At 58.3% G+C, this 21,696-nt stretch carries 21 protein-coding genes; 8 read left to right on the top strand and 13 right to left on the bottom strand.

Features of this window, described 5'->3' with window-relative positions; all coding sequences use genetic code 11:
* Window positions 1–5: 5 nt before the first annotated feature.
* From GXX95_06665 to GXX95_06685, 5 genes are all read right to left on the bottom strand, one after another.
* Window positions 6–1,472 carry a phosphoenolpyruvate carboxylase gene (locus tag GXX95_06665; protein NLT37822.1) on the bottom strand — a complete coding sequence of 489 codons (1,467 nt, stop codon included), beginning with the start codon at window positions 1,470–1,472 and terminating at the stop codon, window positions 6–8.
* A gap of 46 nt (window positions 1,473–1,518) precedes the next feature.
* Window positions 1,519–1,737 carry a MarR family transcriptional regulator gene (locus GXX95_06670; protein ID NLT37823.1) on the bottom strand — a complete coding sequence of 73 codons (219 nt, stop codon included), beginning with the start codon at window positions 1,735–1,737 and terminating at the stop codon, window positions 1,519–1,521.
* Between the two features lie 78 nt (window positions 1,738–1,815).
* Complete coding sequence (locus tag GXX95_06675) at window positions 1,816–2,385, bottom strand: carbonate dehydratase (protein ID NLT37824.1); 570 nt, start codon at window positions 2,383–2,385, stop codon at window positions 1,816–1,818.
* Between the two features lie 193 nt (window positions 2,386–2,578).
* Window positions 2,579–3,049 (bottom strand): GyrI-like domain-containing protein, encoded by a 471-nt coding sequence (locus tag GXX95_06680; protein ID NLT37825.1) that lies wholly within the window; start codon window positions 3,047–3,049, stop codon window positions 2,579–2,581.
* A 235-nt stretch (window positions 3,050–3,284) separates the two neighbouring features.
* Complete coding sequence (locus tag GXX95_06685) at window positions 3,285–4,247, bottom strand: hypothetical protein (GenBank protein ID NLT37826.1); 963 nt, start codon at window positions 4,245–4,247, stop codon at window positions 3,285–3,287.
* A gap of 167 nt (window positions 4,248–4,414) precedes the next feature.
* On the opposite strand from GXX95_06685, the gene GXX95_06690 reads away from it, so the two are divergent.
* Both GXX95_06690 and GXX95_06695 read left to right on the top strand, forming a co-directional pair.
* Complete coding sequence (locus GXX95_06690; protein ID NLT37827.1) at window positions 4,415–4,645, top strand: hypothetical protein; 231 nt, start codon at window positions 4,415–4,417, stop codon at window positions 4,643–4,645.
* The gene (locus GXX95_06695; GenBank protein ID NLT37828.1) at window positions 4,632–5,153 is read left to right on the top strand and encodes a type II toxin-antitoxin system VapC family toxin; all 522 of its coding nucleotides are present in this window, start codon (window positions 4,632–4,634) and stop codon (window positions 5,151–5,153) included. The genes GXX95_06690 and GXX95_06695 overlap by 14 nt, the downstream gene beginning before the upstream one ends.
* On the opposite strand, the gene purH is transcribed toward GXX95_06695, so the two are convergent.
* Window positions 5,134–6,690, bottom strand: a complete 1,557-nt coding sequence (gene purH / locus GXX95_06700; GenBank protein ID NLT37829.1) for a bifunctional phosphoribosylaminoimidazolecarboxamide formyltransferase/IMP cyclohydrolase — start codon at window positions 6,688–6,690, stop codon at window positions 5,134–5,136. The genes GXX95_06695 and purH overlap by 20 nt on opposite strands.
* A 198-nt stretch (window positions 6,691–6,888) precedes the next feature.
* Between purH and GXX95_06705 the strand changes: the two genes are divergently transcribed.
* Entirely contained in the window at window positions 6,889–8,571 is a 1,683-nt protein-coding gene (locus GXX95_06705) for a PAS domain-containing protein (protein ID NLT37830.1), read from the top strand.
* Between the two features lie 59 nt (window positions 8,572–8,630).
* On the opposite strand, the gene GXX95_06710 is transcribed toward GXX95_06705, so the two are convergent.
* Entirely contained in the window at window positions 8,631–8,972 is a 342-nt protein-coding gene (locus GXX95_06710; GenBank protein NLT37831.1) for a hypothetical protein, read from the bottom strand.
* Between the two features lie 146 nt (window positions 8,973–9,118).
* On the opposite strand from GXX95_06710, the gene GXX95_06715 reads away from it, so the two are divergent.
* From GXX95_06715 to GXX95_06725, 3 genes are all read left to right on the top strand, one after another.
* Window positions 9,119–9,895 carry a dihydropteroate synthase gene (locus tag GXX95_06715; GenBank protein NLT37832.1) on the top strand — a complete coding sequence of 259 codons (777 nt, stop codon included), beginning with the start codon at window positions 9,119–9,121 and terminating at the stop codon, window positions 9,893–9,895.
* Window positions 9,896–9,927: 32 nt separating this feature from the next.
* Window positions 9,928–10,728: a PD-(D/E)XK nuclease family protein gene (locus GXX95_06720; GenBank protein ID NLT37833.1), complete on the top strand. Its 801-nt coding sequence runs from the start codon at window positions 9,928–9,930 to the stop codon at window positions 10,726–10,728.
* Between the two features lie 208 nt (window positions 10,729–10,936).
* Window positions 10,937–12,934, top strand: a complete 1,998-nt coding sequence (locus GXX95_06725; protein ID NLT37834.1) for a hypothetical protein — start codon at window positions 10,937–10,939, stop codon at window positions 12,932–12,934.
* A gap of 1,362 nt (window positions 12,935–14,296) precedes the next feature.
* On the opposite strand, the gene GXX95_06730 is transcribed toward GXX95_06725, so the two are convergent.
* From GXX95_06730 to GXX95_06750, 5 genes are read right to left on the bottom strand one after another with little or no spacing between them, the layout of a single operon-like run.
* The gene (locus tag GXX95_06730) at window positions 14,297–15,208 is read right to left on the bottom strand and encodes a methylenetetrahydrofolate reductase (protein ID NLT37835.1); all 912 of its coding nucleotides are present in this window, start codon (window positions 15,206–15,208) and stop codon (window positions 14,297–14,299) included.
* Entirely contained in the window at window positions 15,205–15,909 is a 705-nt protein-coding gene (locus GXX95_06735) for a hypothetical protein (protein NLT37836.1), read from the bottom strand. The genes GXX95_06730 and GXX95_06735 overlap by 4 nt, the downstream gene beginning before the upstream one ends.
* Window positions 15,906–16,310, bottom strand: coding sequence for a hydrogenase iron-sulfur subunit (locus tag GXX95_06740; protein NLT37837.1), 405 nt, complete (start codon window positions 16,308–16,310; stop codon window positions 15,906–15,908). Before GXX95_06740 ends, GXX95_06735 begins: the two co-directional genes overlap by 4 nt.
* Window positions 16,307–17,389, bottom strand: a complete 1,083-nt coding sequence (locus GXX95_06745) for a 4Fe-4S binding protein (GenBank protein ID NLT37838.1) — start codon at window positions 17,387–17,389, stop codon at window positions 16,307–16,309. Before GXX95_06745 ends, GXX95_06740 begins: the two co-directional genes overlap by 4 nt.
* Complete coding sequence (locus GXX95_06750) at window positions 17,386–18,402, bottom strand: CoB--CoM heterodisulfide reductase iron-sulfur subunit A family protein (GenBank protein NLT37839.1); 1,017 nt, start codon at window positions 18,400–18,402, stop codon at window positions 17,386–17,388. The genes GXX95_06745 and GXX95_06750 overlap by 4 nt, the downstream gene beginning before the upstream one ends.
* A 93-nt stretch (window positions 18,403–18,495) precedes the next feature.
* On the opposite strand from GXX95_06750, the gene GXX95_06755 reads away from it, so the two are divergent.
* Together GXX95_06755 and GXX95_06760 are read left to right on the top strand one after the other, a co-directional pair.
* A complete protein-coding gene (locus tag GXX95_06755) occupies window positions 18,496–19,314 on the top strand; it encodes a polysaccharide deacetylase family protein (GenBank protein ID NLT37840.1) in 819 nt (272 codons plus the stop codon).
* Window positions 19,311–19,973 carry a DUF3786 domain-containing protein gene (locus tag GXX95_06760; GenBank protein NLT37841.1) on the top strand — a complete coding sequence of 221 codons (663 nt, stop codon included), beginning with the start codon at window positions 19,311–19,313 and terminating at the stop codon, window positions 19,971–19,973. Before GXX95_06755 ends, GXX95_06760 begins: the two co-directional genes overlap by 4 nt.
* On the opposite strand, the gene GXX95_06765 is transcribed toward GXX95_06760, so the two are convergent.
* The gene (locus GXX95_06765) at window positions 19,974–21,656 is read right to left on the bottom strand and encodes a formate--tetrahydrofolate ligase (GenBank protein NLT37842.1); all 1,683 of its coding nucleotides are present in this window, start codon (window positions 21,654–21,656) and stop codon (window positions 19,974–19,976) included.
* Window positions 21,657–21,696: the final 40 nt, after the last annotated feature.

The following is a 21,696-nucleotide window of genomic DNA, read 5'->3' on the forward strand; positions in this document are numbered from 1 at the left end:
TGCCCTCATCCCAGGAACCCACGGAGATGGGCGGCCCGGAGCACGAACTCTCCCATGCCCTTGCCCGTGCTGTTCTTGAGGTTGTTCATGATCTGCGAGGTTATCTGGCGGTGCATCTCGTCCACCTCGTAATCGATCTCCAGATTGTCCACGGCCATGCGCACCTTGAGGGGCAGCATCTTCATGGAATCGGGGTTCATGTACCGCAGGGCGTCGCGCATGTTGTCATCGAAGTGGGGGCTGAGCTGCCGCAGGTAATCCAGGTCGGTGTCGTCCAGGGCGTCCAGGCCCAGGACCTCGGGCGGTATGCCCAGGGAGTAGAAGGCACAGCAGAAGCTGATGGCCCGCGGCAGCTTGATGCCCTCGAGGCTGCGGGAGTACCCGAACAGACCGATGTGCAGCTTCCTCTTGCGGCGTGCCGGCACATAGTTGGCGGCCTCGTTGACCAATGGTGCGAGCTTTATGATCTGCTCCCGGTAGGAGTTGGCACACCTCTCGACGATATCCTTGCACCTCCCCACGTCTACTTCGACGGCCGGAGAGCGTGTCCCCTCGTTGATCCTCTGGATCCCGCTGCGAACCTCGTCGTGGGAGTAATCGTACTTGAAGGCGGACTGTACCGTGAACGTCTGCACGGAGGGGTACTCCTTCATGAGGGCCTCCACGTTGGTAGGCTTGAGATTTCCGCGGAAGGGGGCGGAGCCCACCCCGATGATCGGCTGAATGCTTACCCCTGTCTCCTCCTCCAGGAGCTGGAGGTTGTACAGCGCGGCCTTGTTCATGAGGATGGCGCCCGCCTGGCCATAGTTCATGGCCGGGTCCGACCGTGCCAGGAACACCCTCTGGTACTCCAGGTCCTTGTCCTGCATGTACTTGCGGGTGATGTGGTGCGCGTCCAGCATGTGCTCCAAATCCTCGAAGAGAGGTATGACATTGATCTCGTCGGGTTCGAAGGTGCCTATCCACTTGGAGAGCTCTACGCTGTCCTTGCTGAAGGTCATGTGCTGCTTCCCCACCACGAAGTCCTTGTAGTAGTGGTACACGCGGTCCAGGGAGGCGGCGGAGGCGGTCATGGGGAGGATGACCTCGAAGATCGGAGGGACCTCGTTCTGGTAGAACAGCTTGGCGGTATCGAACGATCGAGGTATGGACTCCAGCGTCTCCAGGAGGATCTTGGCGTCGTCCTTCTCCACGCTGGGGTTGGGGACCCTCAGGGTGAGGAAGACGTCCTTCCCCAGCTGCTTGTCCCGGAAGTACCAGTCGTACTTCGACAGCAGCTTCTTGATGACATAGTTGTCCACCTCCTTCCCCTCACAGTCCCACATCTGCTCCTCGCAGTCAAGGTGCGAGAACACATAGTAGGCCTCCTGGATCTCGTCCTCGCCTCCCAGCTCCGAGCTCTCGGAGAAGAATGGAGCGTTTACGTTGTCCGGATGTTGGGTGCTCATGCATCGGGGGATTTTTCGTTTCATGATATCACTTTCTCTCTGGTGCGAACTAACCTATGTACCCTGTTCTTCATTGGACTATCTCCTCATTTCTGAGATCTGATAGCACAGCCTTTCCCTTCTCCGTCAATATGTACCGTTTCCAGGTCTGTTTCTCCGGGGTCAGGCACTTCAACAGGCCTTTCTCCTCGAGCTCATGGATTGCACGACTGACGTTCTGAATGGAGCGCCCGGTTCGCTGGGATATCTCCGTCGCACTGAACGGCCCTACTCCTTCCAATGCCCTCATGACGTCCAGCCTTCTATCTATGCTCAGTATCCATTGGGTAAGATCCTTCAAGGCGCTCCCTCACCTCTGTCATATCGCTTAATTTCTTTGATGCTCTCCACCGAATAACCGGTTCAAATCATCCGCTCTTGATCTTCGGTACATGGATGCGAGCTCGATGTTCATCTCCCGCACGGACTCGGCGAACCGACGATAGTGCACCGGTACTTCTGGAAGATCCTCCCCCGCCGGAGCGCCATCGAGGATGGCACCATTGCAGACGAGGCGGGAGCGGGGAACGTTCGTGTTGATGACCAGTGCACGGTGCAGGACCACGCAGCCATCCATCAGGATGCAATCGAAAGCTATCGATCCAAAGCCGATGAAGCAACCCTTCCCGATCGTGCACGGCCCGTGGACGATGCAGCCATGGGCGAGAGTGCTGCCGGCGCCGATATGCACGGTGGAGCCGCTCAATGCATGGACGATGACATTGTCCTGAATGTTGCACTCATCCTCGATAACTATCTTTGAACCGGGCTCATCCGCGCGGATCGATGAGTTGGGAGCTATGTAGACCCCCCGGCCTATGGTCACGTCTCCCAGTATGGAGGAGGACGGATCGACGTATGCTCCCTGATCAATTTTCGACTCCTTCAGCATCAGCATGCGTACTTACCTTGTAACAGGTATCGATTCTAACTATATGAAACAATATGAAAGATTATGAGAAATTATCAGGATGTTCCATCTCCATGCTTCCATCGTGCCTCACGTGGCGCATGGTTGCTCCTCCTTATGGAGAGGTATCGGTCTTTGATGTGATCCTGCACCGATCGTCTCTCGCTGCTACTCACGATCATCACTGGATCGGTTGGACCGACGTCATGATCTTAGAGTACAGGATTATCTTGCCATCGACTATCTCTGGAGTCCTGGTGTAGATCTCGATCATGGGGCCCAGTGCTCGGTGCCCTTGGACCTGGATGAACTCCGACAGCACCATATGGGCACTGCCCAGTTCGCTGCCCGTGCCCTTGAAGGAGAGGGTGGCCACCTTCATTGCCGGCAATGTCCTGGTCTTGATGCCACCGGAGGCCTTCCCCGGTCCCCTGAAGGTGATGGCGATCTCACTTCGGCACTGCTCCCGGGGGACTCTCTGGGGATCATCAAGGTAAATGCCCATGGGGCAGTAGCCAGGCTTCACCCCGTTCTCCTTGGCCCAGGCGAACAGCTCTCCCATATGGTCGCCCCAGGGTATGTCATCGTAGGGTCCCCGGTGCTCGATGTAGGCGATCTGGGCCTCCTTCCTATCCTCGAACTTGGGTTTCACGGTCCGTTCTCCGGGCCTACCGTAACCCGAACATGGGGATAACGGTTGCCTGCCTGCCTCTGTGTTTCGACTTCATAATGGATAAATAGGGACTCTTGAACCACGCCCCAGCCACCGAAGACATGATCGTCGGTCCTTCTCGCGAGACCTGTGTGCATGGAGCTGAGATGCCCGAACACCCTATGACGGCGCTGAATGTCCGATGTGGGCAAAACTGGCATGGTCTGGATGAAACTTACTCCTCGTGAGGGGACGTCTGCTGATCAGCGAGATCCTCCACATCCCGCCTCTTCCGTCGGATCAGCACGAACGCCGCCACGATGGCCCCTACCACCACGGCGATGGCGAGGATGACTGGGACGACATCTCCGATGTCCAGGGTGTTGAGGACATCATGTGCGGCCGCGCTCCCCTCATGGGGATAGGGGCTCTCCGACGACCAGTCGCTCCATTCATTGCCCTGTCCCTCATAGGTCCAGGCGTTCACGCCTTGATCGAAGGCCTGGGGGTGCTCGGTATGGTAGCTTGCGCCTGCCCCATTGTTGTCGATGAAGGTGTTTTCAAAGATGGTGTTCCCATCGCTGCTGGAAAGGTAGAGGCCGTAGTCCCCGGACCTCCCCACCGTGTTGCCGGAGATGGTGTTGCCAGGGGACGTGCACAGCTCCATCCCATTATACAGGGAATCGGTGATGGTATTTCCGGCGATCGCGATGTCGCACGACGATATCAGCAGCAACCCCGTCTGGCAGGAGGAGATGGTGTTGTCGGAGATGGTGCAGTTCCTGGATGTGTACATGAAGAAGGCGCAGAAGCAGCCATCCATCGTTGAGCTCCGGATGGTCACGTTGGACGCTCCGGTCACCTCGATCGCATAACTGGATGTGCTACTGATGGTGCAGTTCTCGATGACAACATGCTTGCTCGTCCCCGAAATGAAGATCCCCAGCCCGTTCGGTGGGTTGTCGATCACAATATCAGATATGACGTACGGGTTCGAAGGTGTTCCATCCCCCGGCCAGCCCCTTGCGGTCGCCTGCGTTGCCAGCTCGGAATCGCTGATTATTGATATCTGGCTGGTCGTGGACGCGTTGACCGTGGCCACGCTCATCGTCGATGCTAGAAGAGCGACTGACAGCAGCAGCAAGGTCAGGGAAAACGCAGAAGCTGTGATCTTCATGGCGGTCCTTCGGGCACGCACGGCCCCATTCCCCATTTTTTCTTGGAGGTACGGGCGCCGTGCTTAGGACCCATAACGTCCAGGTATAAGATTTGGGTTTTCCTCGTTATCAATTCCAGTAATGACGTATGGGTCTTGCGCTCCTTTATGCTCTCCAGGGGCACATAACGGTTCGAGGTGACGTGAACATGGGCCGCAGGGATAGCACAGGAAAGGATCACCGCAAGAAGTTGCGAAGAAAGCTGGGGAAGCGCGTGGACATATTGGAGGCGAGGGTCGAGCGCCTGGAGGCAGCAGTGGGGCTGCGGGACAGCGTCGAGGATGGGCGTTCGTGCTGCGATGACCTCATCGGGTGCCTGGACGATTGTGTGACCGACGTCAAGGAGCTGCGCCAGAGGGTGAGAGATGCCCGCTCCTAGGGTCGTGGTCATCGATACCAACGTCATCATCGATGCGTTCGTCCGCTCGGGTGACGGCCGCAGCCTGGGCTCCATCGAGCTGCTGAGGAGGGTGGAGAAGGGAGATCTCATTGGTGTCCTCCCCACCCCCGTCCTCGTGGAGATATACTATGTGGTGCTGGACACGACCAAGGACCCCGGCCGCGCCCAGAGGACGCTGAGAACGCTGCTGCAGCTTCCGAACATCATGGTCCAGGCGGTGGAGGGACACCATGCGATGGCGGCCGCTGAGATAATCCAGGAGAGCAACTATGTTCGCTTGGGGAAGGGGGACAAGCTCGGCCGCAGGTCCCAGGGGCTCTCCACGGTCGACGCCCTGGTACTGGCAATCGGTCGCAGTATCCCGGACGCAGTGGTTTGTTCCAACGAGGGGCGCTTCTCCCAGGTGCGATCGGTCCGCACCATGCGGCCGCGGGAGATCGCCGGAGTGCAGGATCGGGGATACCCGCTCAATGGCGGAAGACCCTGACGCCAGTGAACACCATGGCCATCCCGTGCTCGTCGGCGGCGTCGATCACTTCCTGATCACGTATGCTTCCTCCAGGCTGGATGATGGCGGTGGCCCCGGCCTTGGCGGCCTCGTCGACCCCGTCGCGGAAGGGGAAGAAGGCGTCCGAGGCCATGACCGATCCCTGGGCATTCTCCCCGGCCTTGTGGGCCGCGATGAAGGAGGAGTCTACCCGGGACATCTGACCGGCCCCTATGCCCACGACCCTCTCTCCCTTCGCCAGGATGACGGTGTTGGACCAGATGTGCTTGCAAACGCGGTTCGCGAACAGCATGGTCTTGATCTCCTCCTCGGTGGGGGCGCGCTTGCTCACCACCTTTAGGTTCTCCGCCGTGACCTGCCCATTGTCCGCGGTCTGCACCAGCATGCCTCCCTTGATGTACTTCATCTTGACCTTGGGAGCATCCTCGAGGGTGATGGGTCCGGGCGTGGTCATCAGACGGATGTTCTTCTTCTTGCTGAGCAGTTCCAGAGCTTGAGGGTCGAAGGAGGGGGCGAAGACTATCTCCACGAAGTGCTTGGATATCTCCTCCGCGGTCCTGAGGTCGCACTCACGGTTCAGCCCGATGATGCAGCCGTAAGCGGCCAGGGGGTCGACGTTATAGGCCACCATGAACGCATCGTAGATGTGGTCATCGCAGGCTATGCCGCAGGGATTGGTATGCTTGATGACGGCGGCGCATGCGCGGTCCTCGAACTCCCGCAAAAGGGAAAGCGCGGACTCTATGTCCAGTATGTTGTTGAACGACAGCTCCTTGCCGTGCAGCTGCTTCATGCGTGCCACGGCCACCCCGGTCGCGAACGGGTCCCCGTAGAACGCCGCCTGCTGGCTGGGATTCTCCCCGTAGCGGAGGTCCTGCACCTTATCCATCCCCACGTTGAGGGTCTGGGGGAACATGGGGCCCGGGAAGGTCCCACCCAGGTGCTGGGCGATGAGCGCGTCGTAGTTTGCCGTCGCCCGGAAGGCCTCCAGCATCAGCCCCTGCAGCGTCCCCTCGCCCAGATGGCCCTGGGAGGCGCTCATCTCTTCCAAGAGGGGTACGTACCGGGAGGGGTCGGTGACCACCGCCACTGACCTGTAGTTCTTGGAGGCCGCGCGAATGAGGGAGGGACCGCCGATGTCGATGTTCTCTATCACCTCCTCCAGGGAGACGCCGGGCTTGAGGACCGTCTCCTTGAAGGGGTAGAGGTTCACCACCACCATGTCGATCTTCTTGATCTTCATTCTCTCCAGCTGATGCATGTGCTCGGGCAGGTCCCTGCGTGCCAACAGCCCCGCGTGTATGTTGGGATGGAGGGTCTTCACGCGCCCATCGAGCATCTCCGGGAAACCAGTGACGTCGGAGATGCTCACCGTCCTCACCCCGTTCCTCTCCAGTAGCAGTGCCGTGCCGCCAGTGGAGATTATCTCCACACCGTGCTCCTTAAGTCCGCGTGCGAAATCGATTATGCCGTCCTTGTTGGAAACGCTGATCAGGGCGCGTTCGATCTTGACCAAAGTCTTGCCTCCAGATTCACGAAGGGCCAACTGAGAGAACAGTTGCCGAGGCTATATGTTGCGGTGGTTCATAAACATAACTTCAAGACGCCTCCTCCATGGACGCCGGTGATGACCGGTCCAGCGATGGACGTGTAATTACCAGAACTGATTTATTAATAATAACATTTTAAAATGACTGGTCCGGTTGGTGTCATGATGTCACTGAGGTTGTTGGAGTGGCTCATCCTGGGCATCCTGATCCTGACATGCCTGCTCTTGGCGGCCAAGACGTTCAGGAAGGAGAAGGGACGGCTGCGGTCGCTTTTCATCATCCTCATGCTCACCTTCTGCGGCCTTTTTTCCACGCTGGCCCTGGACCTGTGGGTGGAGAGCATGGATGTCAGGGTCTTCCTTGGGGGCTTGCAGGTCCTGCTGTTCTCCATCGCCTGCATACTGCTGCTCTTCTTCGACCTGGAGTATGCTGGAAAGGGCAGATGGCTCACGGTCAGGAACGTTATCCTGGTATCCCTGGTCCCGGCCGCGTCCATGGCGCTGTACTGGACGAACGATCACCATCACCTCTTCTATAACTGGGTGAGCTTCAACGTCGTGCAGGACACCGTGGAGATGTATACTGACTATGCTACCGTGTTCTTCCTCCTTTATCTGTACATCCATGCGCTCACCATCGTAGGCAGCCTGTTCGTCTTCTACCTGTTCAGCAACACCCCCAGGACGCAGAAGAAGCAGACCGGCATTGTGCTGGCGGCCTCCTGTCTCCCTTGGCTCGTGAGCACTGGAGAGGTCACTTTCTACATGTCAGGGTCTTACATCGACGTACTGATGAACTTCTCATCCCTCACGCTGGCAGCAGTCCTTTATTATATCGGGACCTTCACCTTCAAGCACTCCGACGTAACCCCCCTAAGCTATGACGCGGTGGTGGAGAACATGGACGACGGGGTCATAATCATAGACTCCGACGGCGCCCTGGGCTATGCCAACTCCACGGGCCGTGAGGTCCTGGGCCTCGGCCCTGAGGTCATGGGCAGACCGGCCGAGAACGTGCTGGTACCTCTTGGCTTGGGGCCGTTCTGTGGAGGCCACGCGGCCTCATCCCACGAGAAATGGTTGAACGACAGGATGTTCAACGTGAAGACCCGCCACATCCCCGGGTCCAGCGGTGTGGTCCAGGGTCATCTCATAGTGATACGGGATGTTACCGAGGAGCGCAGGGCCAAGGACTCCCTACGCCTGGCGAACGATAAGCTGGGCCTGCTGTCGATGGTGGCCAGGCATGACATGATGAACAAATTGGTGGTCCAGCGAGGATACCTGGAGCTGGCCGGGTACAACAACGGGGGCAGGCTGACGGAGGAGCGGCGCCAGATAATGCTTTCCAACGTCGAGGACATGGAGAACATCATGATCTTCACCCGCGACTACCAGTGCCTCGGCCTGAAGAGCCCGGAGTGGCAGCCCCTCGGCCCCATGGTTTTGGTCGCAGAGAGGACGGTGCACCCCCCGGGCATCGACGTCCTCATCGATGCCCAGAAAGTGGAGCTGTACGCCGATCTCATGCTGCAGAAGGTGTTCACCAACCTCCTGGACAACTCCGCCCGCCACGGGGAGAGGGTTAGCGTCATCCACGTATGGACGGAGGAGAACCAGGACCTCAGCCTTTCGGTCCTCTACGAGGACAACGGAGTGGGCGTGCCCATGGAGGAGAAGGAGAAGATATTCGAGCTAGGCCACGGCCGCAACACCGGCCTGGGCATGTACCTCTCGCGGCAGATATTGGGCATCACGGGATCGACCATCACGGAGAAGGGACGGCCCGGCCAGGGCTGCACCTTCGAGATCCTGGTGCCCCCTGGTAAATGGAGAAAGGCATCGTGATAGCCCATGCTGACGATGACAACGCATGCCACAGGCGAACAAGGTCAGGGTACGAGCCCTTAGATCTCTTCGTTGTCGGAGATGGCACCGGCGCTCTCGAGCAGGCGGAACAGCTCCATCATGGGCAGGACCACGGTCATCTTATCCATCATGATGTACACCTCGCCGTCGGATAGGAACAGGTCGGCCACCTGACGCTGGAACTCGCCGGGCTTGAAGCTGGAGACCCAGTCGAGCACCCTCTCCTCCTCGTCCCAACCGTCCTCCGGCTCTCCGAAGGCCACGTCGATGACGGCGTTCTCGGACATCACTGGCTCGAGGCCTTCCTCCTCCATCTCCTCCTCGTCGTCCTCTTCGTCGGCCCCTTCTTCTTCCCAATCCTCGTCCTTCTCACGTGCCATGATAGCTCACTCCGGAACGATCTTCCTTCAACCTATAGGCCGTAGGTGCTACTTCTAACCTGCAGGGACCCTCCCGCTCATGGCCTCTCCCTTCTCGAGACGTGCAAAAGCCTTTTATCAGGAGGCGGCCCTCAATGGCCGATACCATGCTGATCATCTCAGAGAGGATAAACGGGTTGTTCACTTCCGTGGGGAAGGCCATCGACAAACGGGACGCCAAGTTCATCCAGGACCTGGCCCTCCGGCAGGTGGAGTGCGGGGCCCAGGCGCTGGACGTAAATGTAGGTCCCGGTCGCGATGATGGCCCCGCGGCAATGGAGTGGCTGGTATCCACGGTGCAGGAGGTGTCCTCTCTGCCGCTGTCCCTGGACACATCCGGTCCCAAGACCATGGAGGCAGGCCTCAGGGCCGCCAAGAACCATGTCATCATGAACTCCACCACCGCCGAGGAGAAGAAGATGGCCAAGTTCTTCCCTCTGTGCAAGGAGTTCGATGCGGAGATCATCTGCCTTTGCATGGACGAGAAGGGCGTTCCCAACTCTGCTGAGGCCAGGGCGGAGATGGCCATGCTCATGATAACTAAGGCCATGGAGTACGATATCATGCCCGAGAGGCTCTACCTCGATCCCTTGGTGCTTCCGACCAGCGCGGCCCAGGACCAGGGAAGGAAGATAATCCAGGCAGTGCAGATGTTCCAGACCCTAAATGAGCCGGCCCCCCGCACGGTGGTGGGCCTCAGCAACGTGTCCAACGGTACCAAGCAGCGCAGCCTGCTAAACCGCACCTTCCTGGCCATGCTGATGGGCTCCGGCCTCAGCGCTGCCATCTGCGATCCCGAGGACCAGGAGCTCATGGACATCATCAAGGCAGGTCAGGTACTCATGAACGAGAGGCTATACTGCGATGATTTCCTCCGGGACTGAGAGCAGGACAATCCTGATGAAAGGATCGAGAATTGGGAGATCTGCGTGAGCTGGTCATCGTGAACTGTGATCACAAAACACCGAGGGTCTATTCCCATTCCTCCCTGAGCTGCTTCGAGCAATGCCCTCACAAGTATCAGTATAGGTATATTGAAGGCTTGGAAGCGGAGCGCAGGGGCATCGAGGCCTTCTCCGGCTCCATAGTGCATCTGGCCCTGCAGCACCTTCATCAGCGGGCAGATGAGGGCGAGGTGCTGGGAGAGGAGGACATTATCGCCTTCCTCCGGGACAGGTGGGAAGAGAACATGGGCGATGATGTCGTCATAGTGAAGAAGGACATGACGAGATCTGATCACCTCAGGAGGGCGGAGGCGGGGCTCCGTGCCTATCACCGCCACTACCACCCCTTCGATCGCGGATGCACCGTAGGGCTGGAGCACGGCATCAAATTCAAGGTCCAGGGGGACAGGGAGCACTCTCTCGTGGGCTACATCGATCGTCTCACCGAGGCTGGCGACGGGGTGTTCGAGATCCATGATTACAAGACCGGTAAGAGGCTGCCCACCTCCGCCGACCTTAAGAATGATCGCCAGCTGGCCCTTTACGAGATAGGTGTCCGTCAGAACTATCCTCAGGTGAAGGAGGTTCGCCTGGTGTGGCATTTCATATCTCACGACAAGGAGATGACATCATGCCGCACCGCGGAGGAGCTGACCGACCTAGAGCGGGGCGTGGGAACGCTTATCGATAAGATCGAGAGCTGTCAATGCTTCCCCTGTCGTGCCGGTTCACTCTGCCGATGGTGCGAACACAGTGACCTCTGCCAGCATTAATGCGAGGCAATAGGAATTTATATAAAATCATAGTTCTATTTTATTAATATTATACTATAGTTACAGTTATCTTTTTTGATATAATTATTACTATTTAATAGAAAAGTATATAAATAGAAAGGTACCAAAGAGGTACCAAACCTTTTGGGGGGTTTACAACACGAAGAATGCAACGAAGATACTAGCACTAGCGCTCGCGCTAGTGGTGATGACCAGCGCCGTCGCCTTGGTAGCTTTACAGGGAACTACGACGACCGGTGCTGCTGACCAGGGATCCGACGATCTGAACACGTCGACCCCGGTCTCTGAGGACCAGAATCCTGAGTTGGTAGACCAGACCCCGGCTGAGAATGAGGAACAGAACGATATCCCAGCAACCACCACAATTTCTGCGGATAAGACCGCCGATGGTTTCTGGACTAAGACCATCCTGTATACCTGGACCATTGACAAGACCGTGTACGAGAACGACTACGTGGTTCTTGCCGATGACTGCAATGGGTATGACCTCATGATCGAGCCCGGCGAGTGCGCTGTGATCTCTTACCTGATCACCGCTGACAGGTCCTGCCCAGTTGTGACCGAGAAGATCGGTGTTATGGGGACCATAACGGTAACCAACACTGGCTGCGCGGACACCCAGAGCCTGACCATCGTGGACACCATACAGATACTGGTGGATGATTGTGTCGGATACGAGGACTACGTGAGCTTTGCCGTGGATATCTCCAGCCACCCCATCCTGGCGGCCGGTGAATCCTACTGCTACAGCTACTGCTTCGAGTTCGATGCTGTCGAGGGTGCATGCTACCGCAATGTCGCTGACGTGACCATCTGCAACTTCGAGGGTTATGCTGGCGAGATGTACGGCGTTGAGGCCATGGACGGGTTCAACCTGCCCTGCGAGCCCGAGGTCACCATAATCGATGACAACGCCTGCATCGTGGACGAGATCGGTGCCATCCCCAGCGGCTTCTGTGTCGAGGCCCTCACTGGTGTTGGGCCCTGGTTCGTGAACGGTGACGAGTGCTCTCACTTCGAGGTCTCCGTCAACCTGCAGGTGACCAATGTCGACGCCTGCCGCGACAAGATCTACACCATCTGCAACACGGCCATCCTGAGCCTTGAGGATTCTTGCGGGGAGATCTCCGACAGTGAGCCCATCGTGATCTACGGTGGCTACCTGGAGACCACCCTTGCCGTCTGCAAGACCGCTGATGTGTCCTGGAGCGAGTACATCCAGCTAGGCCTGAACTTCCCCGACGCTGCCCTGGCAAGCCAGGTCAGCCAGGAGGACGTTGAGTTCGCCGAGACCGCAGACCCCGTCCTGATCGATCAGGTCGTGCTCAGCGATATTGGTACCTTCACCGTCGTCGGTGGCATCACCGTTGTCAACACCGGTGCCTACGCCACCCAGGGCCTTGTGCTCACTGACACCATCCAGATATGGAACGGTGAGTGCTGGATCGATGTCGCTTCCATCAACGTTGACACCTGCGCTATGCCCATTCTGTGCCCCGGTGAGAGCTACACCTACGCATATGAGGTGACCTTCACCCTGGAGAACGTGGCCTTCATCGACTTCGATGAGACCCCGCTGCAGAACGTCGCCTACGCCAGCATCTGCAACTACGATGACGACGCTGAGGTGGATGGAGTTTACTTCTATCTGCCCCTGGAAGTGCCCTTCCTGCCCACCATGCTGACCATGGAGACCTCGGTGGTCTATGGCGCCAGCACCATTGCTCCCCTGAGCGATGACTGCAACGGCCCCCAGATGGAGTTCGCGACCGAGCTCAACTACCACCAGATCGTCCAGATCGTCTTCGGTGAGGAGACCGTTATCAGCACCATGACCGACATCTCTGTCGTCACCACCGTGACCTACACCAACCAGTGCGACAGTGTCTGCAAGGAGCTGAAGACAGCCATCTACAACGAGGGCACCACCAAGATCCTCGGTGACGAGAAGTGCGGCCAGATCGGATTCCAGACCGTGACCCACGACGACGAATGCATGACCATCTGCCTCAACGGCCAGGAAGTGGAAGTTGACATGAGGGCTCTGCTCGCTGCCTGCAACCAGGTCTCTGTCTGCATTGGTGATGACGGCTTCGCCATCACCAACGACCAGATGATGTTCTACGGAGCGTACGCATGCTTCGTGGTGGCCGAGGAGCCGGTCGAGCCTAACAACGACTTCTGATCAGAGGTACGATCAGGCTGACCGTCCCAAACCCTTTCCCCTTTAACCTTTTTATGTTTTTATTGAGAGATGAGGATTGTCCTAAGAGATAATTAAATTGCAAATAAAAATACATCATTATCTTCCAGGATTATTTGTATCTGGCTAGAATATATTTTGATAATAATCTAAAAAGATAAGAATATATACTACTTGCTCCAAAGAGTATTTGAGGCCCCTAGGGGGGGTCAAGAACCACAGGAGGTGAAACTAGATGTTTGAGATGGTGTACTTCACTGGATCCGTAATCTTCCTTGCGGCCAGCTTCACCTACATGAAGATCAGATCGGGCAGGCGCCACTAAATGTGTGGGTGTGCCCTTCTTATCGCAAACTCAACAGGGGGCTCGCAAGGGCTCCCAATAAACCGATTCCCATCGAGATGCTTTTTACAGTTTCTCATGATAGGGTATAACGTTCGACAGGGCCTATCTGCGATCAATGGCCCCGTCGTCACTTGTTAATCAGCGTTCTTGACACGATCTAGCCTCCTCTTTACAATAAACAGCCTTTCTGAAAGAAGAGGCGATAACTGGATCTCCTTCTTCTGGCTCGACGATTCGAGCTGAAGCTGTCCGAGTCTTGAATGAAAAGAATCCACGATGATCTGCAGCTCTAACGGACCAAGATGGATATCGGGATGTTCGTGGCATCTAAGATCTAATGAGAATGGGCAATCCTTTCCCGAAAGAATATTTTCATGAAGGTCATCTAGAAAGTGCATCAATCCTCTTTATAGAGATACATTATCTCGTTGGGGGGTTGTTCAAACTATCATTAGATGATGCACCATGAAGCCGCATCTGAGTTCCATTCAACGCAACTAGTGTCGGCAATCGAGCTATCTGAGAACAAAAAATATCATTAATGGTTATCTGTCAATACTTTCCGCTCGACCACTTATAGTGATAATGCATAACACGGTAATTGTTTACATATAGTAATAATTATCATAATTTTTTAACATTTGATTAATCAAACAAATAATTATTTTATTATTATGTAATAAGATAATGATAAATACACCTTATTGCCAATTAGAACAATAGCCCTTGGGGGGGTAATGAACCAAAGGGAGGTGATGACGGATGGAATGGGTATATTTCACCGGATCAATTATATTCCTGGCAGCCACCTGGACCTACATGAAGTTCAGCAGCGGCAGGCGCCGGTAGGCGTGCAGTGTTGGCTTCCATACCAAACACGACCGAGGGCCTGCAAAGGCTCTCTACGCCCTCTATATTATTCTCTTCCTCACTTTTTTACTTGATCTCATATCCAAAGTAATCTACGCATGATCGCATCTGTCACGAGGTCACGGCTTTCAGGGCCGTGGAAGCAGCCCGCTCTGCTCAGCTATGGTGGGCACCATCTCCTCCCAGCCGATGGCCATTATGTGGACGCCGTGAACACCGGGGATGGTCCTGAGATGATCGATCGTCTCCACGCAGATCTTTATCCCTTCCTTCTTGGGATCGGACGCGGACTTCATCCTCTCCAGCACCTCATCGGGCACGCTCATGCCCGATACCTTGGTCTTCATGTAGCGCGCGGCATTGGCGGACTTCAGCGGCACCACTCCTGCCAGGATGTGCACCTGCTCGTCCAGCCTTCTGGCTCGAACATCGGTCATGAAGCGCTCGAACCGTTCCAGGTCGAAGATGGCCTGGGTCTGAACAAAGTCCGCTCCGGCCTTGACCTTCTTGGCCAGGCGGGCCACACGGTACTCGAAGGGGTCGGCGAAGGGGTTGGCGGCGGCCCCCAGGTAGACCTTGGGACGCTCCTCGATGGTATCTCCCCCCCATACCAATCCCTGGTCTCTCATCTGGCGGAAGACCATTAGCTGCTGAATGGGATCGATGTCGTATACGTTCCTTGCTTCCTTCTGGTTCCCGAATGTCTGATGGTCACCGGAGAGGCACAGAACGTTCTTTATGCCCAGGGATGCCGCCCCCAGAAGGTCGGACTGCATGGCGATGCGGTTGCGGTCGCGGCATGTCATCTGCATCACCGGTTCGGCTCCCTCCTGCAGGCACGCGACGGAGGAGGCCATGGACGACAGTCGCACAATGGCTGTCTGGTTATCAGTGAGGTTGAAAGCCTCTGCGCATCCCATCAGCGCCCGGACCTTCTTCCTCATGCCCTCAGTGCTGGTCGACTTCGGAGGGGCTATCTCCGCTGTCACGGCGAAGGTGCCGCTCTCCAGTACCCTCTCGAGATTGCTGCCAGACTTCATGGCGATCCCTCCCTCGCCCTCATCTCCTCCTCGCCCTGAACGACCAAGGGGCGGACTATTCGCCTTGGCCCTCCGGAGCGGGATGGAAGCCAGTTCTTGGGGGGTATGTTCTCCTCCAGAAGGTCCAGGCGGCCCAGTCGCTGGAGGCTATGGAAGATGAGGTCCCAGGCGCAGGCGGTGTCCAGGTTCACCTCGCACTTGCCGTTCTGGGAGCCACCGCAGGGGCCGTTCAGCATGGACTTGGAGCAGCGGGCCAGGGGGCAGATCCCCCCAGTGAGATGAAGTACGCAGTCGCCGCAGCCGGCACACTTTTCCAGGTAGATGCCCTGCTCCTCCAGAGCCCCCATGTTGGAAGTGTTGAGGCCCGGAACGACCATGGTCATGGGGTACATCTCCTGCACCACCTGCGCTCCCACCCCGCAGGCGAGGGAGAGTACGATCTCCTGGTCCTGCAGGTGAGGTGCCATCTCCTGCACCCACTCCTTCTCGCACTGCCGCTCCAGTGTCATTTCGGTGACTTCGATGTGGCGCCCCTCTGCCGCTGCCTTGAGGCGAAGCGCCTCGGCGGTGGCGGCGACCTCCTTCTCTCCCCCCGCATGGCATATGGCCACGCATGAGCGGCATCCGGCGATCAGGACCTTGCTTCGTCCTTCCAGCATCCTCAATATCTGACCCAGGTCCTTTCTCTCGGCGATTATCATCGGTCCCCCTCCAGTATCCTGATTGGCCCCAGAGCTTGTGCCAGCTCCTTCGTCTCCTTTACCGCCTCCAGCCAGTATGAGTTCTGGTTCGAGGCCAGGTTGAACATGACGATCCTTCGAGGGTCCAGCCCCAGCTGTGAGAGCAGGGAGCGGGCCTCGTCCACCCTGCGCCGGGCATGGTAGTTGCCCGTCCTGTTCTTGCAGTTGCCTTCCAGGCAGGCGATGACCATCACTATCTGAGATCCAGTACGAAGCGCCCGGAGCATCATGACCTCGTCGATCCTTCCCGAACAGGGGATCTCCACCACGCTCACGCCCTCGGGCAGCTCCTCATCACCGTTCGGCTGCAGGGCCGTCCAGGCGTTCTGGCAGCAGAAGCAGGTTATATTCGACGTGTTCATTCCCCTCCCTCCCTTTGATGGGTACTTAACCCCATGGTTTTGTCCTCAGGTAGTGAGAGGGCCCTGCTGGGGCATCCCCCCACGCACACTCCGCAGGCCTGGCACAGGATGCTGTCGATGACCGCCTTCCCCTCGTCTCCGGGCCGGGCGGCGAGGAAGGGGCAGATGCGTGCACAGGTGAGGCAGGCGGAGCACTTGTCCCGGTCGACCACCGCCACCAATCTCGTCGGGGGGTTCAATGCCAGGGTGACCGCCCGAGCGGCCGCGGCTCTCGCCCTGATCCTGGTCTCACCCTCCAGCAGCCCGCCTTCTGATGAGGAGCAAATGAACACTCCCTCCTTCATAGTAGATACCGGACCCATGCTCACATGACCCACGGTGACTCCGTAAGATGTTGATCGGGGCCTGATATGGTCCACCTTATCAGGAACGCCGTCCAAGACCACAAGGTGGGGATTGATGTTCATGGGCACTTCCGAGGGCACGTCCAGTGCGCTGACGGTCAGAGGATCGGTGGTGATGGTGACAGGGGCATTAGTGCGAACGAAGGTGGCGCCCGCGGCCTGGGCGTCCGCGTACGATAGCTCATCCTCCCCGTATGCCAACATCTCCTCGGAAAACAGCCAGACCCTTGGATGCGCAGGCTGAGCACAGGCCTTGATCGCAAGCTCGACAGCCTTGGCGAACGAGGACCGATCGGCCTCCGGGCCCAGGACTATGGCGAGGCTTTCGACCTCATCCGGTAGCCCATCACAGCAGGCCTGGTGAAGCGTCATGACGTCAGCCTCACCAGACGAGATTGGCGGCAGGGGCTCGCTGGCCATGACCACCGCAGAGCAGTGGACCTCAGTGATCTTTTCTGAGCTGACAAGAACGGCGCGGAAATTTCCCGGACCTCCGTCAAGACGCAACAGCTCGTGGTCTGAGAGCACATCAATACTGAGCAGCTCCTCGGACAGACCGGCACACTGACCCTTAGGTCTCGCCAGAACCGCCCGCACGCCCTGGTCCCGTACCTCCGTGGCCGCATCCACAGCGGCCTTCCCGGGTCCGATAATCAATATCGTGGGGGCGCTCAATCCTCCGCCTCCAGCAGTCTGGCGGCCATCCCCGCCGCGGCCGTCCCTTCCTCCACGCTCTCCCGGAGGTCCTTCGGACCGCCGCTGGTGCCGGCGATGATGACCCCCTGTCGGTCTGATCGCAGGTAGCCTAGGGCGTCCAGCTCTATCCCGAAGAGCTCTGCGAGGCGAGAGTTGGCGGAGCATGGGACCATGCCCACGGACAGCATCACGATGTCGAAGCTCTCTTCCTCTATGCTCTCCCCCGGAGCGGCGTAGCGGAGCGTGGGCCTCCCCCCGGGGATCACCTCGGCCGGCCGGGAACGCACCAGGTGGACACTGCTGTCTGCGGCGGACCAGGCCTCGAGGGCCTTCCCAGAATCCTCCAGCGGGCGCCAGTCCATGAAGAAAAAGGTCAGCTTGAGGTCGGGATGCAGATGCCGCAGCCGCAGCCCCAGCTTGTAAGCGTACTTGCAGCATGCCTTAGAGCAGTATGGTACGCCGCGTTTGACATCGCGCGAGCCAACGCACTGGACGATGGCCATCTCCTGAGGGGGCCTGCCGGTCGAAGGCACCATGAGCCGATTACATGTGGCCAGAGCTCGCTCCACGTCCAGCGAGGAAAGGACGTCAGGGCATTCCTGACTATGGAGCCGGGGGTCCGCGCCGGGATCGAAGGGGGTGCAGCCAGTGGCCAGGATCAACGCCCCGGCCTCCAGCATCGTCCTTCCCTCAGGCGTGCATACCCTTACAGCTGCACCAGATGGCGTCCAACTGACCTCCTCGACCTCAGCCCCCAGCATGATGCGGACCCTATCGCTCCGAGAGGCCTCACGGCGAAGGTCATAAGGGTAGCAGGCATCGCAACGCACACAGGCTGGAGAGCCTTTGCACGCAAGCTCAAGAGATCTCCCTCCAAGGGCCGGAGACCGCTCCACGATGGTCGAGGCCAAGCCCCGGCGTGATAGCTCCACGGCAGCCGCCAGTCCGGCCGCCCCCCCTCCCACGATAACCACTTGCTTGATCGGAACCACCCTCAGGGACCAACGTTCCTAATGTTTTACCATATTTAAGTGTTGGCGGGTGTATGGCCCAAGGCGTTTATACATCAGGACTTATGACTAAGCATGCGCTGCGCGGCCTTCACAGTGGACGTGGACCGGGATGTGAACGAGCCTCGGGAGGGTGCGGTGGAGGCAGCGTGCAGGGGCAGCCCGGTGCCACGGTACTCCTCCACCCGGGAGGGCTTGGAGATTATCGTGGACATGCTCGACGAACTAGGTGTGAAGGGCACCTTCTTCATGGAAGGGGAGGCCGCAGAGGTCCTATCCACGGACATTGACCTGCGGAACCTTCTGAACGGACACGAGGTCGCGGCCCACGGATATGCGCATGAGGACCTCACCGGCGAGAGCACCGGGATCATCCCCTCGGAAGAATGGCTGGACGCCATCATCGGCCGCTCCCTGGCAGTGATCGAGGATGTGACCGGGGTCCGCCCCCAGGGGTTCCGGGCCCCTTACCAGCACATCAATGAGCAGGTGGTAGCGGTCCTGCAGCGCCGGGGCCTGATGTACGACTCGACCCTGTTCGCGGAGATGCCCTCCGGCCTCCATCCCTACCTGCTGCCTTCTGGGCTCATAGAGGTCCCACTGGCCCAGGGCAGGGATGCCACGGGCAGGCGCATGCAATCGTATCTGTGGCCGCTGCACGAGGGCAGGAGGGAGGTCAACGACTACCTCCAGCTCATCGACGGGCACGAGGACGGTCTCTTCGTTCTGGCGGACCATAGCTGGCATATTGTGGAATCGCTGAGCGGAGTGAGGTCGCCCCAACGGGCTGAGACGGAGATAGGCAAGGTGCGGCACATACTCCAGGGTACTCTGGACCGGGGGGTAGAGATCGTGACCCTGAGCAATTATATTCGGATGGAGGGAATGCTATGAACAACGAGGAGTGGTGTCCGGGGATCAAGGAAGAGGTCTACGAGGGTGCGCTGGGGGAGGCCTGGGAAATGCTCAACAACAAGGACCTGAGAACAGTTGCCGAACGGTCTGGAGCGACCCTCCGCGACCGGAGGTTGTACCTGCCCACCTTTGGCAGGGAGTGCATCATCGATCCAGTTTGCCGCTCCATAACCATGGGGGGCAAAGAGGTCAAGCAGCTGGGCGCCATCCTGGTGCTCCACTACCTGGCCAACGCCCTCAATGTTCAACCCTCGGGGAGGACCGTCCCTTATCGTCAGCTACCGGGTGGGAACCTCCACTACCTGTCTTTCCGAAGCCGGGTGACGGAGGTCATCGGGAGCATGTTCCGTGAGAACCCCAAGCTGCTCCTGGGCGCGGTGAAGTTGCTGGGGGCCAAGAAGAGGGAGTTTGGTATCACTTCCGTCACCATTCCCGTGTTCCCCATGCTTCCGGTCACGGTGATCCTGTGGAGCGGTGAGGACAAGGTCAGGGGCAGCGCCAACCTGCTCTTCGACGATACTGCCTCCCAGATCATGAGCACCGAGGACCTGGCCGCAGTGGGCTCGTTCGTGGTGACTCAGCTCCTCAAGGTCAAGGCACATATGCTGAAGGACATACGTTCCGTCAACACTCTGTGATCAGCTCAGGCCGATGAACCTTCCCTCATTGGTATAGTCCATCCTCTCGGCCGAGGGCTCTGACGGCAGTCCTGGTATAAGCATGATCTCACCACACAAGGGGATGATGAAACCCGCTCCGGCGGAGACCAGGACCTCCTTGACGTTGAGCGTCCAGTTGCGCGGGGCGCCCTTGAGCTTGGGGTCGTCGGTTATGGACAGCTGGGTCTTGGCCATGCATACCGGGAGGTTGTCGTTTCCGGCCAGCTCGATGGCCCGGATGTCCCTCTCCGCGGTGCCGATGTACCGGACATCCCTGGCCCCATAGATCTCGGTGGCGATGATGCGGATCTTATCCTTGATGGTGAGCCCGACGTCATACAGAAAGTGGAAGTCGCTGGGTTCGTTCCTGAGCACTTCCATGACCTTCTCTGCGAGCTCCCTCCCTCCCTCTCCGCCATGAGAGTACACATCGGAGAGGGCGCAGGGGATGTCGGCCCGGGCGCAGTGCTCCATCACGGCCTGTATCTCCTCCGGATAATCGCCCTTGAAGTGGTTGAGGGCCACGACCACCGGCACCCCGAAGCTGCGCACGTTCTGGATGTGCTTGTCGAGGTTGGCGAAGCCCTTTCTCAGTGCTCCCAGGTCGGCCTCCTCGCAGGTCAGAGCGTCCGCCAGGCAGGCCCCACCATGCATCTTCAAGGCCCGCACCGAGGCCACAATGACCGCGCAGTCCGGTCTTAGGCCCCCTTCGCGGCACACGATATCGAAGAACTTCTCGGCCCCCAGGTCCGAGGCGAAACCGCTCTCGGTGATCACCACATCGGCCATCTTGAGAGCGTACTTAGTGGCCAGGAGGCTGTTGTTTCCATGAGCTACATTGGCGAAAGGGAATCCGTGTACGAAGACGGGCTGACCCTCCAAGGTCTGCACCAGGTTAGGCTTGATGGCGTTCTTGAGCAGCATGACCATAGCCCCGACGCAGCTCATTTGCCCTGCCAATACTGGATTGCCCATGATGTCATAGGCCACGACGATCTTTTCCAGACGGCTGCGCAGGTCCTCGACGGACGTGGTCAACGCCAGTATTGCGCTGATCTCGGAGGCGGCGGTGATGATGAAGCCGCTCTCATGAGGGGTGCCCCCCACGGTCCTCCCTCCCAGCCCTACCACGATGTCGCGAAGTTCGCGACAGTTCATGTCGATGGCTTTCTTCCATACGATCCTTGTCGGGTCGATCTTAAGCTCGTTGCCCTTCGAGAGATGGTTCTCCACCATCGCGGAGAGCAGGTTGTGGGCCGAGGTCACCGCGTGGATGTCCCCGGTGAAATGAAGGTCGATCTCCCACATGGGATACACCTGGGAGCGCCCCCCTCCCGTGGCCCCGCCCTTCAGACCGAAGACCGGCCCCATAGATGGCTCGCGCAACGCGCCCATGACCTTGACACCGATCTTGCCGAGGGCCTGCATGAGCCCGATCGATGTCACAGTCTTTCCCTCTCCCGCCTTCGTGGGAGTTATGGCCGTGACCAGGACCAGTTTGCCATCCTCCCTGCCCTCCCGTCGGCGGAGGACCTCCAGGGGGATCTTGGCCATATAACGGCCGTGCGGCTCCAGATCATCCTGGGACAGCCCCACCTTGGTAGCGATCTCCCCTATGGGCTGCATTATGGCATCCTGAGCGATCTCGATGTCGGCCTTCATGTGCTCCTCCCTGGAAAGGTAACAACCTTAAAAAACAGTT

It is taken from the genome of Methanomassiliicoccus sp. (genome assembly GCA_012719175.1).
Classification (GTDB): domain Archaea; phylum Thermoplasmatota; class Thermoplasmata; order Methanomassiliicoccales; family Methanomassiliicoccaceae; genus UBA6.

Coding starts and splice junctions, on each gene's coding strand:
- GXX95_06665 (NLT37822.1), bottom strand. CDS start 1,472: ATGAAACGAAAAATCCCCCGATGCATGAGCACCCAACATCCGGACAAC.
- GXX95_06670 (NLT37823.1), bottom strand. CDS start 1,737: ATGAGGGCATTGGAAGGAGTAGGGCCGTTCAGTGCGACGGAGATATCC.
- GXX95_06675 (NLT37824.1), bottom strand. CDS start 2,385: ATGCTGATGCTGAAGGAGTCGAAAATTGATCAGGGAGCATACGTCGAT.
- GXX95_06690 (NLT37827.1), top strand. CDS start 4,415: ATGGGCCGCAGGGATAGCACAGGAAAGGATCACCGCAAGAAGTTGCGA.
- GXX95_06695 (NLT37828.1), top strand. CDS start 4,632: ATGCCCGCTCCTAGGGTCGTGGTCATCGATACCAACGTCATCATCGAT.
- GXX95_06705 (NLT37830.1), top strand. CDS start 6,889: ATGTCACTGAGGTTGTTGGAGTGGCTCATCCTGGGCATCCTGATCCTG.
- GXX95_06710 (NLT37831.1), bottom strand. CDS start 8,972: ATGGCACGTGAGAAGGACGAGGATTGGGAAGAAGAAGGGGCCGACGAA.
- GXX95_06715 (NLT37832.1), top strand. CDS start 9,119: ATGCTGATCATCTCAGAGAGGATAAACGGGTTGTTCACTTCCGTGGGG.
- GXX95_06725 (NLT37834.1), top strand. CDS start 10,937: ATGACCAGCGCCGTCGCCTTGGTAGCTTTACAGGGAACTACGACGACC.
- GXX95_06730 (NLT37835.1), bottom strand. CDS start 15,208: ATGAAGTCTGGCAGCAATCTCGAGAGGGTACTGGAGAGCGGCACCTTC.
- GXX95_06735 (NLT37836.1), bottom strand. CDS start 15,909: ATGATAATCGCCGAGAGAAAGGACCTGGGTCAGATATTGAGGATGCTG.
- GXX95_06740 (NLT37837.1), bottom strand. CDS start 16,310: ATGAACACGTCGAATATAACCTGCTTCTGCTGCCAGAACGCCTGGACG.
- GXX95_06755 (NLT37840.1), top strand. CDS start 18,496: ATGCGCTGCGCGGCCTTCACAGTGGACGTGGACCGGGATGTGAACGAG.
- GXX95_06760 (NLT37841.1), top strand. CDS start 19,311: ATGAACAACGAGGAGTGGTGTCCGGGGATCAAGGAAGAGGTCTACGAG.
- GXX95_06765 (NLT37842.1), bottom strand. CDS start 21,656: ATGAAGGCCGACATCGAGATCGCTCAGGATGCCATAATGCAGCCCATA.